This is a genomic window from Rhodococcus sp. HNM0569, assembly GCF_012726205.1.
Classification (GTDB): Bacteria; Actinomycetota; Actinomycetes; order Mycobacteriales; family Mycobacteriaceae; genus Rhodococcus_F.
The window spans coordinates 13,075-27,519 of sequence record NZ_JAASAE010000006.1 but is presented as its reverse complement, the minus strand read 5'-3'; the positions used below and the strand labels follow the sequence as shown (position 1 = coordinate 27,519).

The window sequence follows — 14,445 nt, the reverse complement described above, 5'->3', positions numbered from 1 at the left end:
CTGCCGGATTGCCCAGCACGGCGCGCGACGCGGTGGCATCGTGAACACCATGAGCCAAGATGCGGACAGCACACCCGAAGGGTCGGAGGGCGAGTACAGCCTCGACGAGGACGACCAGCTCCAGCCCGAGGACACGCTCGAAGACATCGGCGTCGACGACGTGCTCGACCGGGGTTATTCGCCGCCCGACCGGCCGCTGGGGGTCGACAAGTACGGCGTCACCGACGCCGAGCAGGAACGCGGCGAGAGCCTCGACCAGAAGCTCGCCGAGGAGGTCCCGGACACGCCGCTCGCGGACGACGATGAGCCGGACGGTGAGGAGCCGGAGGACACCGACGAGGTGACCGAGGGCTACGTGTCGGGCGATCCCGAGTACGTCGAAGACTACGAGGTGGGTGACGAACGTTCGGGTCGTCTCGTCGCCGAGGACGAAGGATTCGGCGCGGACACCGAGGCCGACCTCGTGGCCGACGACGTCGGGATCGACAGCGCCGCAGCGAGTGCCGAGGAGGCCGCGGTGCACACGGTCGACGACGAGGACGAAGCCGAACTCGGTCGCGATTCGGGCGAGTGAAGTACCGCGCGGGTCGTGCGCCCGCCGCGGCGGGCGAGAGCACACGCACCGTCGCGATCGCGTTCGCGGCCAATCTCGGCGTGGCCGCGGCGAAGACCGCGGCGGCGGTCGTGACGGGCTCGGCATCGATGGTGGCGGAAGCGGCGCACTCGTGGGCCGACACCGGCAACGAAGTCCTCCTGCTCGTCGCCGATCGACGCGGGCGGCGAGCGCCCGACACCAAGCGTCCACTTGGCTACGGGCGCGAGACCTACGTGTGGTCTTTGCTTGCCGCAGTTGGTCTTTTCGTCGCCGGTGCCGCGGTGTCGGTGTGGCACGGCATCACGTCGTTGATCCACGATCACGCGGGCGGCGAGAGCTACCTTCTCGCCTATGTCGTGCTGGCCGTCGCCTTCGTTCTCGAGGGCACGTCGTTGCTGCAGGCGGTGCGACAGTTGCGCGGCGAAGCGCGCGAGCTCGAGGTCGACGTGCTCGATTACGCACTCGACACGTCGGATTCGACACTGCGTGCCGTATTCGCCGAGGACAGTGCAGCACTCGTCGGCATCGTGCTCGCGGCGGCAGGTCTCGCGCTGCACGAGATCACGGGATCGGCGGTGTGGGACGCGATCGGTTCGATCGCGGTCGGTGTCCTGCTCGGCGTGGTCGCGATCGTGCTGATCGACCGCAACAGAAGGTTTCTGACAGGTGAACCGGGGTCGAACGCCCTGCGTGAGGCCGTGATCGAGCGCATCGAACGGCTTGATCCGGTACGGCAGGTCAGGTTCGTTCGACTCGAATTCACAGGTCCCAGGCAACTGTTCGTGGTCGCCAGCGTCGATCTCGTAGGGGACTCCGCGGAGTCACGAGTTGCTCACACGCTGCGCGCGCTGGAACGCGAGCTGGAGCGTGACGAGCACGTCGTGGACGTCGTGCTGACCGTCGCGGAACCGGACGAACGAGATATATCTACTCCCGAGTAGGGTTTTCCCTGTGCCGCAAGACATCTGTCTTGTGTGCGCCACGCCGAATATGCGAAGAAGTTGACATTGAAAACTGTTGCGGTCCAGTATTTTCCGCAACCGGATTCGGCGCTCTTGCTGGCACCGGAGTCCTGCGGTACCGTCTGGGCAGGTTGAGCAAACAGCCGGTATCGGGAAGCATTGCTTCGTCAGGGACGTCCCGGTGACCCCTGCAGGCCGGCTCAGTGCCTTTTGCTTTCCGTCTCATTGTCGACAGAGGTGGGAGAGCCATGACTGTTATCGCAACCAAGAACGTGACCGTCGAAGGTCGTGCCGGAGGCAAGATCTCGTCACGGAACAATAACATCCGCGACCACGGCGGTTCTCGAAGGGGGTCTTCGGTTGTCCACACGGCCCGGTCGGGGCTCACCGCAGAGTTCGATGCAGTAGACATTCGTCCCGACGTCGCGCTGGTCCGGGTGCGTGGCGAGATCGATCTCTGCACCGCGCAGGATCTGCGCGACTTCGTGTGCGCCCGCGTCGACGGCGCGCGCGACATCGTTCTCGACCTCTCGTCGGTCCAGTTCTTCGGCACCGCCGGCCTCCCGGTCCTCACGGCACTCGAGGTCGCGGTCCGCGAAGCGGGCAGGCGCTGGGCGCTCGTGTCGAGCCGCCCCGCCGACCGCATGTTCCGGGCCGTTGGCCAGAGCGGGCTGTTCCCGCGCACCGCCGATGTCGCCGCGGCCCTCGCCCTCCTCGAGCGCTGAACCTCGACCTTCGCAGCCCTGCGGTAACGGTCAGTCCAGGAACACTCCCGAGCCGATCGCGGCATACGCGAGAGTGCACACGAGGAGGATCCATCCCGCGCCCTGCCAGATCACCCATCTGCCGGCGCGACGCCACACGCGATACGCGGTGATCAGTGCCGCTATACCCCCGATTCCCAGCACCACGGCCGGTCCGATCCCGAGGATCGTGCGCGCCGGTTGCGTACAGATCGAGCTCTCCGAATCGGTGCACTGATCACTGCCGGCGGCACCCCACACGGCGCCCACCGCGAGCACGACCGCGGCGAGCAGGATCACCACGACGGTGTAGGTCGTCGCGTGCCTGATCGCGGACGGATCGTTCCACCGCTTCTCGACGTCCGCGGTGTTCGGGTCCACGTCATGCTGTGCGCGTGGGCCCGTCGGGTTCGGATCGGCATCGCTCACGGTTGCGCCACCTCCTGACGTCGCGTCCGCCGCCGTGCGGCCTCACGGGAGGGGTGCCCCGGAGCGCGGGTGCTGAATCACATCCGACGTAAGACGGATCGTCGCGCAGGTCAGACGGCATACCCGCCGTCGACGTCGAGCTTCTGACCCGTCACGAAGCCTGCCTCGGGGGAGGCGAGGAAGCACACGGCCGCGGCGACGTCGTCGCACGTGCCGAAGCGTCGTAGCGGCGTGTTCTCGCGGGCGATCTCGAGTGCCTTCGCGTCGAGGTCGCCCGACTCGGCGAGTGTGCGCGCCATGCCGTCGCTCAACATGCCCGGGCCGACGCAGTTGGCGCGGACCCCGAAGCGGCCTTCTTCGACGGCGATGCCGCGGACCAGCGCCTCCGCCGCGCCCTTCGGCACCACCGACAGGCCGTCGCGCACGGCGAACCGGCCGGTGGCGGCCGATGTGACCGCGACGAGATTGCCCGCGCGAGTCCGGAGTGCAGGCAGCGCGGCATGCACGACGGTGAACAGGCCGCCCACGTCGTCGACGAGTTGCGTGCGCATGTGCGCGGGGTCGACACGGCTCAGGTGTCGCTGCGGCACGATCGGCCCGGCCGCGTACACGAGGACGTCGAGGCCGTCGGGGCTGTGTTCGGTGAAGAAGCGCTCGACGTCCGCGGCATCGCCCACATCGACCCGTGCACCCGTCACGTCGAACGCGCCGAGTGATGCGCTCAGCGCGTCGGCCGCCGCGTCGTTCGAGCGGTAACCGAAGGTGACGCGCACGCCGGTCTCGGCGAGACGCCGCACCACGGCCGACCCCACGCCACCCGTGCCACCGATCACCACTGCCGAGCGGGAGGAGGTGCGGTCGCGCGGTGCGGTCATCGTCGAAGTCCTTCCGGGAGAGGTGCGGACACTCCACCAGACTCGTGCGCCGTCCACACGTCGGCTCCCACTGGCCGGAAGGGTCGGTCAGGCGGGGAAGTCCCGTTCGATGCGCAGTGTTCGGATCGTGGTCGCGAGTCCGTCGTATTGCGTGACGAGGAGGCAGAACTCGATCAGCCGGCGCTCGTCGAGATGTTCGGCGAGCGCGTGCCACGTCTCGTCGTCGAGGTCCTTCGTCTCGACGAGCCGGTCGACGGCGCCGAGCAGCGCGTGCTCACGCGGCGACCACCCCGGCGTGTCCGGGCCCGCGACGACCCGTTCACGTAGTGCGTCCGTGACGCCTGCGCGTCTGCCGAGACGCGTGTGATGGTCGAACTCGTACGCACTGCCGCGCAGGTGGGCGACGCGCAGGATGATCAGCTCGGTCTCGAATCGCGACAAGCGGCCGCCCGGCATGAGGTGCGCGGAGTAGAACAGCCAGCCGCGGAACAGGCCCTTCGCGCGGCCGAGTGTGCTGAACAGGTGTGCGTCCGTCGTGCCCGCGCCGCGCGACAGCACCCGCCACAGCACCCAGTTGACCGGGCCGAGTGCGCGCAGCCTGCCCGGTCGGATCCGTGCCGTCATCCCTGACCCCTCTCGTCCCCGTGCGCGGCCCACCCTACCGGTGGGATGTGGTGTCAGCCGCGCACCCGGGAAGCCATGTGTGCGAGCGACAACGCCTGTTCGGCTTGCCGGATCACCACGTCGCGGGAGGTCACGATATGCGTGACGAGTGCGGCCCGTGCGGCCTCCAGGTCGCCCGCGAGGACCAGTTCGCCGAGCCGGATGTGTTCGGTGACGGCTGCGGACATGCGCTGCTCGCTGGTGTAGTCGAACATGCGCACCGGGCGTACCCGCGCGTTGACGTGCTCGAGGGCGACCGCGAGCGCGTCGTTGCCCGCGGCCGCGAGCAGTGTCGTGTGGAACTGTTCGTCGAGAGTGACGAAACCCGCATCGGGGGCGGGCGCGTCGTCGCGTAGCGAACGCCACCGCGTGAGTTCGGCGTCGACGCGTGGCAGGTCGTAGCCGCGACCGTCGTCCTCGAGGACGCGATCGATGCCGCGCACCTCGAGCGTGACGCGCAACTCGTAGAGGCCGGCGAGATCCTCGACGCGAGGCCGGTACGGGTACACACCGTCGATCTCGCGTTGCACGAGACCGTCGGCGAGCAACCGTGCGAGCGCTTCGCGCACCGGGGTGCGGGACACGCCGTAGATCTCGCCGAGCCGTTCCTCGCCGAGCCGCTGGCGTGGGTCGAGTTGTCCGCTCATGAGATCGTTGCGGAGGGCGACGTAGACCTGCTCGGCGAGCGGAGCCGAGTTCTTCGTCGGTCGGGCCATGGGTCAGATCGTCAGTGCCGCTCGGACGTCGGCCGCGACCGTCTCGATCGACACGTCGGCCCCCGCGCCGCCCGCCCCGCTCGACGTCACCCGTCCCGCTTCGAGCACGTGGTAACGGTCGGCGGATTCGAGTGCGAACCCGATGTGCTGCTCGACGAGCAACACGCTCAACCCGCCCCGGCTCGCGAGTTCGGTGATGGTGCGCTCGATCTCGGCCACCACGGACGGCTGGATGCCTTCCGTCGGCTCGTCGAGGATGAGCAGTTTCGGCTCGGTGATGAGGGCGCGCGCGATCGCGAGCTGCTGACGCTGGCCACCCGAGAGCAGGCCCGCCCGTCGATCCAGGAGTGTGGTGAGTGCGGGGAAGAGGTCGAGGACCTCCTTGATCTTCTCCTTGCCCCGCTTGCGGCCGTCGGCCACCACGCGCAGGTTCTCCTCGGTGGTGAGCTGACCGAACGACTGCTGCCCCTGCGGCACGTAGGCGATGCCCCGGGCGACGCGGCCGCTCGGACGCATGTGCGTCACGTCGGTTCCGTCGAACGTCACGGTGCCGTGCGTGATCTTCACCAGGCCGACCGCGGCGCGCAACAGCGTCGTCTTGCCTGCGCCGTTGTGGCCCATCACCGCGACGACGCCGCCGTCGGGCACCGTCATCGTGACTCCGTGCACCACCTCTGTGCGGCCGTATCCCGCACGAACGTCAGTGAGCTCGAGCATCTTCGATCTCCTCTCCTCCCGCGGCGGTACCCAGGTACACGTCCTGGACTTTCGGATCGGCCTGCACGTGAGCGACGCTGCCCTCCGACAGCACCTTGCCCGCGTGCAACACCGTCACCGATGTCGCGAACGAGCGCATGAAGTCCATGTCGTGTTCGACCACGACGACGGTGCGTTCGCCGCCGATGCGTTGCAGCAATCGGCCGGTTTCCTCGCGTTCCTCGCCGCTCATACCCGCGACGGGCTCGTCGAGCAGCAGCACCGAACAGTTCTGCACCAGCAGCATGCCGATCTCGAGCCACTGCTTCTGGCCGTGCGCCAGCACGCCCGCCTTGCGCTCGCGCAGCGCGCCGAGCCCGGTGACCTCGAGAGCTTCCTCGATCGCCGGCAGCACACTCTTGCGCTTGCGCAACAACGTGAGTGGGCCGCGCGAGGCCCCCGCCGCGATGTCGAGGTTCTGCAGGACCGTGAGTTCCTCGAACACGCTCGCGGTCTGGAAGGTGCGGCCGACACCGAGGCGTGCGATGTGGTGCACCTTCTTGCCGACGAGCTCGACGCCGGACTTGACGATCGAACCGGACGCGGGCGCGAGCCCGGTGACGGCGTCGACGAGGGTGGTCTTGCCTGCGCCGTTCGGCCCGATGAGGAACCGCAGATCGCCCTGCATGAGAGTCATGTCGATGCCGTCGATGGCTTTGAAACCGTCGAAGGTGACCCGCAGATCGCGGATTTCGAGGTACTCGCTCGACATGCCGGCGTTGCCGCCCGCACGGGGAGTCGCGGCAGGGGAGCCGTCGGTGAGGTGGTCGGTCATCGTGCCATCTCCACTTCCTTGGCGGGTTCGGGGTCGGGCGGCGGCGTGTCGGTGCGGCGCCTACGCCCCCGCACCAGAGCGATCACGCCTGCGATGCCCGCGGGGAAGAATCCGACGACCACGATGAACAACAGCCCCTGTGCGTACGTCCACCCGGAGGGGAAGGACTCGGAGAACGCGCTCTGCGCCCACGCGACACCGAGTGCGCCGAGCACCGGGCCGAGGAGCGTCGACCGGCCACCGATCGCGACGCCGATGAGGAACGCGATGGACGGGACGACGCCGATGTCGGCGGGCGAGATGATGCCGACGACGGGCACGAACAGTGCGCCCGCGATGCCTGCGAACAGCGCGGCCGTGACGTAGGCGACGAGCTTGACGTTCGCGGGGTCGTAGCCGAGGAAACGGACTCGTTCCTCCTGATCGCGTACCGCGACGAGGAGTTCGCCGTAACGCGAGTACATGAGCTGCCGCACGGCCGCGACGACGAGCAGCAGGACCGCCGCGGCGATGAAGAACAGCATGCGCTTGTTGGCCGGATCGCTCAGGTCGAAACCGAAGAACGACCGGAAGCGGTTGAGTCCGTTGGACCCTCCCGTCGACTGCTGGCCGACGAGCAGGATCGCGAACGCGGCCGCGAGGGCCTGGCTCAAGATCGCGAAGTACGCGCCCTTGACGCGACGCTTGAACACGCCGAGTCCGAGCAGTGCGGCGACGGCCGCGGGCACGATCAGGATCGCAAGGATCGTGACGATCGGCGACGTGAATGGTGCCCAGTACGCGGGCAGATCGCGGATGCCCGCGATCTGCATGAAGTCCGGCACGCTGTCGCCCCGCAGCTGCGCGTCGGCGATCTTGAGGTGCATCGCCATGATGTACGCGCCGAGGCCGAAGAACACGCCCTGCCCGAGCGTGAGCATGCCGCCGCGGCCCCAGGCCAGGCCGATGCCCGCGGCCACGATCGCGAAGCACAGGAACTTGCCGAGCAGGTTCAGGCGGAAGTCGCTCAGCACGGCGGGAGCCACACCGAACAGCAGGATCGCCGCGAGCGCGAAACCGACCCACACCCGGGCTCTTTCATTCGTCAGGATGCTCATCAGATGTCCCTCTCAGACCAGACTGCGGGTCTTGACGGCGAACAGGCCCTGCGGGCGGACCTGGAGGACGACCACGATGATCACGAACACGACGACCTTCGCGATCGACGCGGTGGTGGAGTACTCGATGAACGAGTTGAGCACGCCGAGCGCGAACGCCGCGATGACCGCGCCCTCGATGCGGCCCAGACCGCCCACCACGACCACGAGGAAGGCGTCGACGAGGTAGCTCTGTCCGATCGTGGGCGACGTCGACCCGATCAGCGTGAGCGCCACACCCGCGACCCCGGCGAGGCCCGAGCCGAGGAAGAACGTCGTGATGTCCGTCCGCCGGCTCGAAATGCCGCTGGTCTCTGCGAGATCGCGATTCTGCACGACCGCGCGGATGCGCCGGCCCATCGGTGTCCTGGCGAGCGCGAGCGACAGTGCGACGACGGCGACCACGGCGAGGACGAGGATGAAGATGCGGGTCTTCGGCACCACGGCACCGAGGATCTCGACACCGCCGCCGAGCCATTCGGGGGCGACGACGTTGACCGCGGGCGCGCCGAAGATGTCGCGTGCGAGTTGCTGCAGGATCAGGCCGACACCGAATGTCACGAGGAGCGTGTCGAGCGGCCGGTGATACATCCGCCGCACGAGCGTGACCTCGAGCAGGACGCCCATCAGGCCGCCGACGACGAAACCGACGATCAGTGACACGAACAGCGAGCCCGTGGCGTTCGAGACCACCTGCTGCACGACATACGCCGTGTAGGAGCCGGCCATGATGAACTCGCCGTGGGCCATGTTGATCACGCCCATCTGGCCGAAGGTGAGCGACAGGCCCAACGCGGCGAGCAGCAGAATCGATCCGATGCTCAAGCCCGTGAAGAGCTGTCCGATCACGACATCCATCGATGCGTGTCCTTTCTGTGCGCGTGTTCTGGCCGCGGGGGTGCGTGACGGGCGGTGCGCCCGCCCGTCACGCACCCACGTCGGGTCAGCTGCTCAGGCCCTCGGCCCAGTCGTAGCTCTCGAGGAACGGGTCCGGCTCGATCGGCTGGCCCGAATCCCACACGGTGTAGATCAGTCCGTCGCTACGGATTTCGCCGATGCGCGCGGTCTTGGTGATGTGGTGGTTGTCGCCGTCGATCGTCACGGTTCCTTCGGGTGCGTCGTACGTGACGCCGTCCGCGGCCGTCTTGACGTCCTCGACTGCGAACGAGTTCGCCTTCTCGACCGTGTTCTTCCAGAGCCACACCGATGTGTACGCGGCCTCCATCGGGTCGGACGTCGGCTTGTTCCGGCCGTACTTCGCCTTGTAGGCCTCGACGAAGGACACGTTCTCGGGCGAATCGACGGTCTGGTAGTAGTTCCACGCCGTCAGCTGGCCCTCGACGTTCTGCACGCCGATGCCCCCGACCTCTTCCTCGGCGATCGACACCGACACCACCGGCATGTCCTGCGCCGTGAGACCGACGTTCTTGTACTCGCGGAAGAAGGCCACATTGGAATCACCGTTGAGCGTGTTGAACACGGCGTCGGCGTCGGCGGTGCGCACCTTGTTGACGATCGTGGAGAAATCGGTCGAGCCGAGCGGCGTGTAGTCCTCGCCCTTGATCTCGATGCCGTTGGCCTCTGCGTACGCCTTGATGATGCGGTTCGCGGTCTGCGGGAAGACGTAGTCGCTACCGACCAGGTAGAGGGACTCGACGCCCTGCTCCTTCAGATAGTCGAGTGCGGGCACGATCTGCTGGTTGGTGGTCGCGCCCGTGTAGAAGATGTTCGGCGACGACTCGAGGCCTTCGTACTGCACCGGGTAGTAGAGCAGCGAGTTGTGGTCCTCGAACACCGGCAGCATGGCCTTGCGGCTCGACGACGTCCACCCGCCGAACACCGCGGCGACGCAGTCCGCGCTGATGAGCTTCTCGGCCTTCTCCGCGAAGACGGTGGGCTCGGACGCGCCGTCCTCGCCGACCACCTGGATCTGCTTGCCGAGCACCCCGCCTGATGCGTTGATCTGTTCGACCGCGAGCGCTATCGAATCACGCACCGTGACTTCGGAAATCGCCATCGTGCCGGACAGCGAGTTGAGCGAGCCGACCTTGACCGACGGGCCGGACGTGTCGACGCACGACGCGCCCGCGGCCTGCGCCGCAGTGTCCGACGCCTTCGAACCGCACGCAGTGAGAACCAGGCTTGCGGCGGCGAGCGCCGCCGGGAGCGCGAGCGCGCGCTTGGAGAGAGGACGCATGAACGGGCCTTTCGGGTTCGGGGGACCGTCGTTGTACACCGCGCAGGTCGCGGCGCGTATACAACTCCGTATTCGGTGGCCCGAACAGTAGGCAACGCGTATTGCCGTGGAGTGTCGTCACGTAAGCAGTGCGTGTCGATTGTTTCGTGCGCGTGAATTTCTGCGCACACGGCGGCATTTCGCCGTGAAAGAAGGCGATCGGGGCCTGCGTCAGCGAATCACGTACGGCGACACCGAGCTGCGGTGCTCGTTGATGTCGAGTTCCTTGCCGAGCGGCGGGAAGGCGCGCTGCGGGCAGTTGACGCGCTCGCAGATGCGGCAGCCCGACCCGATGGGCGTTCCCCGGTTCGAGTCGTCGAGGTCGAGGCCGTCGCTGTAGACGAGGCGGTGCGCGTGCCGGATCTCGCACCCCAGTCCGATCGCGAACGTCTTGCCCGGCTGTCCGTAGCGCTGAGCGCGGCGTTCGACGGTGCGGGCGATCCACAGGTAACGCCTGCCGTCGGGCATCTGTGCGATCTGCGTCATGATCTTGCCCGGGTACGAGAACGTCTCGTACACATTCCACAGCGGGCACGTGCCGCCGCTCGTCGAGAAGTGGAAACCGGTGGCCGACTGTCGCTTCGACATGTTGCCCGCGCGGTCGACCCGCACGAACATGAACGGCACACCGCGAAGCTTGGGCCGCTGCAGAGTCGAGAGCCGGTGGCAGATGGTCTCGTAGCTCAACGAGTAGAACGCCGACAGGCGCTCGATGTCGTAGCGGAAGTCCTCGGCCACCTCATGGAACTGCCCGTACGGCAGCACCGTCGCGGCGGCGAAGTAGTTGGCGAGACCGAGCTTGGCGAGGGCGACCGAGCCGTCGCTCGTGAAATTGCCCTCCGCGACGAGCTTGTCGATCAGGTCGCCGTGCTCGAGATAGGCGAGTTCGGTGGCGAACTTGAACACCTGCTGGCCGCGCGAGAGCTGCGGGGCGATCTCGAGCACCCGGTTCTCGCGGTCGTACCGGTGCAGCACGTTCTCGCCGAGGTCGATGCGCTTGACGATCTGCACGTCGTGCACCGTCTCGAGCCGGCGTGCGATCTCGCCGCCGACGTCGCCGCGGTGGAAGCGCATGCGGGCGGTGAGTTCCTCGGCAGCGGTGTCGAGGTCGTGGATGTAGTTCTGCCGTTGATAGAAGTAGTCGCGAACCTCTTCGTGCGGCATCGTGATGGCACCCGAGCCGCTGCCGTCGCTGAAGCGGTCCTCGGTGGCGGCCGCGAGCTGGGCCGTCGTGTTGCGGTAACGGCGGTGCATATTGACCATCGCCTTCGCGATGGCGGGATGCGCGGCCACCAGTTCGGCGATCTCCTGCGCGTCGGCGTCCATCCCGATCTCGGCGTCCAATGCGACCTCGCGCATCTCGGCGATCAGGCGGGTGTCGTCCTGCGACGAGAAGAACGACGTGTCGACCCCGAACACCTCGCTGATGCGCAACAGCACCGGCACGGTGAGTGGGCGGACGTCGTGCTCGATCTGGTTGAGATAGCTCGCCGAGATCTCCAGGCTCTTCGCCAGCGCGGCCTGACTCATGCCACGCTCACTGCGCAGCTGACGAAGCCGCGCGCCGACGAAAGTCTTGGCCATGTGCCCAGGTTAGGAGCGTTCTCGCTGGTTAGCAAGTGTTGATTTGCAGGGTTTGCAGGTCGGACGTGCGGGCTGAGGGCAGGAGGCCGTCTACTTTCACGCCCGGCGTGTGACGGCGACACGGGTGAGCTGCCACCGCCGTGCCGCGACGGCGGCGATCGCGGCGACGGCGAGAGCGACCAGCAGTGCGACGACCACGAAGGTACCGACAGGGGGTGCAGCGCCGAACGGGTGCGCCTCATCGACGACGAAGGCGAAATTGATGCGTCGTGGGGGTTGGCTCGCGACCCACCAGTGATAGCCGAGCAGCGCAAGGGCAGCGGCCGCGAAGGCGGTAAGGGCGAAAGCGGCGACAGTTCTGATCATCGTTCGATCGTGTCAGTTGTCGCTACCCGAAACAGACGTGCCGAGCGATCCGACCGGGCGAGGTCACGGCGTGGCCGCTCCCCGGCCGCGTTCGCTCCAGGGACGTCCGGTCAGAACCCCGGCGCGTCGCGGACGGCGTCCTCGTCGATGCGGGGGAGTTGCAGCCGGGCGCCGAAATCGTGGTACTGCTTGGTCTGGGTGCCGTCGCTCTCCTGGCGCAGGAGGCCGGTGCCGTCGACCCAGTACTCGGTGGTGTCGGGGATCGCGCTCGACATGATGTGCCGGAAGTAGTCGGCGTCCTCGTCGGTGCCCATGTCGCCCATCAGCTCCATCGCGCGGTCGAGCGTCTCCTCCTTGTCGACCGTGAGCACGAAATGCGTGGTGTCGACGCCGTCGATCGCTTCGCTGCCCACTTCGTCGACCGACTGGGCCGTCGAGATGATGCCCTTCGCATAGCTCGGGTCGAATCCGGCTGAGACGAAGCCGAGCGGGCCGGTGTCGTCGGCGGCCGTGCGGTACCACACGCCGGGCTCGACGCCGGGCAGCGCAGCCTTCTCCATCCGGATCAACACCTCGTCGCCGCGCTGGAACATCGCGAGCGAGCCGGCCTGTGCGTCGGGCAGCTCGCTGTAGACGATGCCGTTCGGGTAGTCGGTCTGCGCGACGAACTCGGTGCCGTCGTCGCTGCGGGTCGTGACGAACATCGTGCCGCTCGACAGCGTGAGATCCACGGCCTCGGAAAGCTTCTCGGAGGGCGACCCGGCGGCGAGGAAGGCCGAGTTGTCGAGGTGCGGACCCGAGAACGCGCGGCCGCCGACCCATCCCGCGCCGACGAGCAGGGCGAGCACGAGTACACCTGCACCCGTGACGAGTGACCCGCGCACGGGGCGCATCGTGGTCGACTGCGCGGGGTCGTGCTCGGTGTGCGTCTGCGTCACGTGTCCCCCTTGCCCACGGCGTGGCCGCGGAGCGTCGTCGTCCAGGAAGTGCTCATCGTAGTGCCCGAGACGCGACTGGGGCGAAGGGTGTGGGTCAGCCGCGGTCGGGTGAATGCGGCGCGCCGATACCCGGATCGATGCGGTGCGGCCCGTCGGCGGACGGCGCGAGTGGAAAGTCGAAGATCGCGGTCGGCAGATAGACCGTCGAGCACGAGTTGGGAATGTCGACCACTCCGGACAGGCGCCCTTCGATGGGCGCCGCGCCCAACAACAGATACGCCTGCTCGGGGCTGTAGCCGAACTTCGTGAGGTAGTCGATCGCGTGCAGGCATGCCCGCTGGTAGGACAGATGCGAGTCGAGATAGCGCTGTTCGCCGTCGAGCGTGACGGACGTGCCGGAGAACGCGAGCCATTCCGAGTACTGCGGATCGGTGTTGCCCGGCATGAAGATCGCGTTCTCGGAGACGCCGTACGTCTCCATCCCGCCCTTGATCACGTCGACCCGCAGATCGATGAAGCCGCCCATCTCGATCGCGCCGCAGAACGTGATCTCGCCGTCGCCCTGCGAGAAATGGAGGTCGCCCACGGACAGGTTCGCACCGTCGACGAACACCGGGTAGAAGACGCGCGACCCTTTCGTCAGGTTCTTGATGTCCTGGTTCCCGCCGTTCTCGCGTGGCGGCGCGGTGCGTGCAGCCTCCAGCGCGACGCGGTCGAAGTCGGCGCCGTCGAGCGAGCCGAGAACGGCGTCGGCGGGTTCGGGCGGAAGTGCAAGGGGTGGCACGCGATTCGGGTCGGTCGCAATGAGTGCGCCCTCGCGCGCATTCCACTTCGCGAGGAGTTCTGCCGACGGCGCCGTGCCCATCAGGCCCGGGTGGGTGATCCCGGTGAAGGACACACCGGGTATGTGGCGCGACGTCGCCGTGTGTCCGCTGAAATCCCACACCGCCTTGTACGCGTCCGGGAAACGCTCGGTGAGGAAGCCGCCGCCGTTGCCACGCGAGAAGATGCCGGTGTATCCCCAGCCCTGTCCGGCGAGGGGACCCGAATCCTCCTGGGGGATGGAGCCGATGTCGAGGATGTCGACGATCAGCAGATCCCCGGGCCTCGCGCCCTCGATCGCGAACGGACCCGACAAGGTGTGCACCGTCGAGAGCGGCGCGTCGAGGATGTCGTCGGCGGAGTCGTCGTTGTGGATCGCGCCGTCGAACCACTCCCGGCAGTGCACACGGAACGCATCGCCCGGTTTGACGGTGACGGCAGGCGGTATGTCGGGATGCCACCGGTTGTGCCCGACGAGGGATTGCTCGGTGAACTTCTTCGACGAATCCAGTGGAAAGAGCAGTTCGGGCATCGCGAAGACCTTCCGTAGACGCGGGGTGGGCGCTAAGGGCGGGGGAGACGTCGGTGTCGGGGGTCGCTCGACACCGGCGCGCGGCGTGAGCGTGGCGGCGGGCTGCGTACGACCTCGGGTTCGTGGGCCGAACGCGCGGACGCGTCCAGAGCGGCCATCGCCGCCGATCCCGCGTGGCCGAGCCGAGGGATGCTGATGCGGCGCGGTGCCGAGTCGGCGCACGACGCGCACTCGGAGCTCGCGGGCACCGACGTCATGGGGAAGTGCGCTTCGAACAGCCCGCAGCCGGGGCACACGAACTCGTACAGGGGCACGGT

The 14,445-nt window shown here is 67.6% G+C and carries 16 protein-coding genes; 3 read left to right on the top strand and 13 right to left on the bottom strand.

Going from position 1 to position 14,445, the window contains the following annotated elements; genetic code table 11:
• The first annotated feature begins 49 nt into the window (after positions 1-49).
• The 3 genes from HCA44_RS09995 (at position 50) to HCA44_RS09985 (ending at position 2,282) form a co-directional block, all read left to right on the top strand.
• Entirely contained in the window at positions 50-574 is a 525-nt protein-coding gene (locus HCA44_RS09995) for a DUF5709 domain-containing protein (protein WP_169648411.1), read from the top strand.
• Positions 571-1,536, top strand: coding sequence for a cation diffusion facilitator family transporter (locus HCA44_RS09990; RefSeq protein ID WP_169648410.1), 966 nt, complete (start codon positions 571-573; stop codon positions 1,534-1,536). Before HCA44_RS09995 ends, HCA44_RS09990 begins: the two co-directional genes overlap by 4 nt.
• A 269-nt stretch (positions 1,537-1,805) precedes the next feature.
• Positions 1,806-2,282 (top strand): STAS domain-containing protein, encoded by a 477-nt coding sequence (locus HCA44_RS09985; protein ID WP_169648409.1) that lies wholly within the window; start codon positions 1,806-1,808, stop codon positions 2,280-2,282.
• 30 nt (positions 2,283-2,312) lie between these two features.
• Here the strand turns inward: HCA44_RS09985 and HCA44_RS09980 are convergent, their stop codons facing one another.
• The 13 genes from HCA44_RS09980 to fmdA form a co-directional block, all read right to left on the bottom strand.
• Positions 2,313-2,729 carry a hypothetical protein gene (locus HCA44_RS09980; RefSeq protein ID WP_206037977.1) on the bottom strand — a complete coding sequence of 139 codons (417 nt, stop codon included), beginning with the start codon at positions 2,727-2,729 and terminating at the stop codon, positions 2,313-2,315.
• Between the two features lie 110 nt (positions 2,730-2,839).
• Entirely contained in the window at positions 2,840-3,604 is a 765-nt protein-coding gene (locus tag HCA44_RS09975; RefSeq protein WP_169648408.1) for an SDR family oxidoreductase, read from the bottom strand.
• An 87-nt stretch (positions 3,605-3,691) separates the two neighbouring features.
• On the bottom strand, positions 3,692-4,228 hold the full coding sequence (locus HCA44_RS09970; protein WP_169648407.1) for a carboxymuconolactone decarboxylase family protein: 537 nt from the start codon (positions 4,226-4,228) through the stop codon (positions 3,692-3,694).
• 53 nt (positions 4,229-4,281) lie between these two features.
• Positions 4,282-4,983: a GntR family transcriptional regulator gene (locus HCA44_RS09965; RefSeq protein ID WP_169648406.1), complete on the bottom strand. Its 702-nt coding sequence runs from the start codon at positions 4,981-4,983 to the stop codon at positions 4,282-4,284.
• A 3-nt stretch (positions 4,984-4,986) separates the two neighbouring features.
• Entirely contained in the window at positions 4,987-5,700 is a 714-nt protein-coding gene (urtE, locus tag HCA44_RS09960; protein WP_169648405.1) for an urea ABC transporter ATP-binding subunit UrtE, read from the bottom strand.
• Positions 5,684-6,514: an urea ABC transporter ATP-binding protein UrtD gene (gene urtD / locus HCA44_RS09955; protein ID WP_169648404.1), complete on the bottom strand. Its 831-nt coding sequence runs from the start codon at positions 6,512-6,514 to the stop codon at positions 5,684-5,686. The genes urtE and urtD overlap by 17 nt, the downstream gene beginning before the upstream one ends.
• Positions 6,511-7,611, bottom strand: a complete 1,101-nt coding sequence (gene urtC / locus HCA44_RS09950) for an urea ABC transporter permease subunit UrtC (RefSeq protein WP_169648403.1) — start codon at positions 7,609-7,611, stop codon at positions 6,511-6,513. Before urtC ends, urtD begins: the two co-directional genes overlap by 4 nt.
• Positions 7,612-7,623: 12 nt before the next feature.
• A complete protein-coding gene (gene urtB, locus HCA44_RS09945) occupies positions 7,624-8,508 on the bottom strand; it encodes an urea ABC transporter permease subunit UrtB (RefSeq protein ID WP_169648402.1) in 885 nt (294 codons plus the stop codon).
• Between the two features lie 85 nt (positions 8,509-8,593).
• The gene (urtA, locus tag HCA44_RS09940) at positions 8,594-9,847 is read right to left on the bottom strand and encodes an urea ABC transporter substrate-binding protein (protein WP_169648401.1); all 1,254 of its coding nucleotides are present in this window, start codon (positions 9,845-9,847) and stop codon (positions 8,594-8,596) included.
• Positions 9,848-10,057: 210 nt separating this feature from the next.
• Entirely contained in the window at positions 10,058-11,470 is a 1,413-nt protein-coding gene (gene ramB, locus HCA44_RS09935) for an acetate metabolism transcriptional regulator RamB (RefSeq protein WP_169648400.1), read from the bottom strand.
• A gap of 96 nt (positions 11,471-11,566) precedes the next feature.
• Complete coding sequence (locus tag HCA44_RS09930; protein ID WP_169648399.1) at positions 11,567-11,836, bottom strand: hypothetical protein; 270 nt, start codon at positions 11,834-11,836, stop codon at positions 11,567-11,569.
• A gap of 110 nt (positions 11,837-11,946) precedes the next feature.
• Positions 11,947-12,774, bottom strand: coding sequence for a hypothetical protein (locus HCA44_RS09925; protein ID WP_169648398.1), 828 nt, complete (start codon positions 12,772-12,774; stop codon positions 11,947-11,949).
• A gap of 94 nt (positions 12,775-12,868) precedes the next feature.
• Positions 12,869-14,128 carry a formamidase gene (gene fmdA, locus HCA44_RS09920; protein WP_169648397.1) on the bottom strand — a complete coding sequence of 420 codons (1,260 nt, stop codon included), beginning with the start codon at positions 14,126-14,128 and terminating at the stop codon, positions 12,869-12,871.
• Between the last annotated feature and the right edge of the window lie 317 nt (positions 14,129-14,445).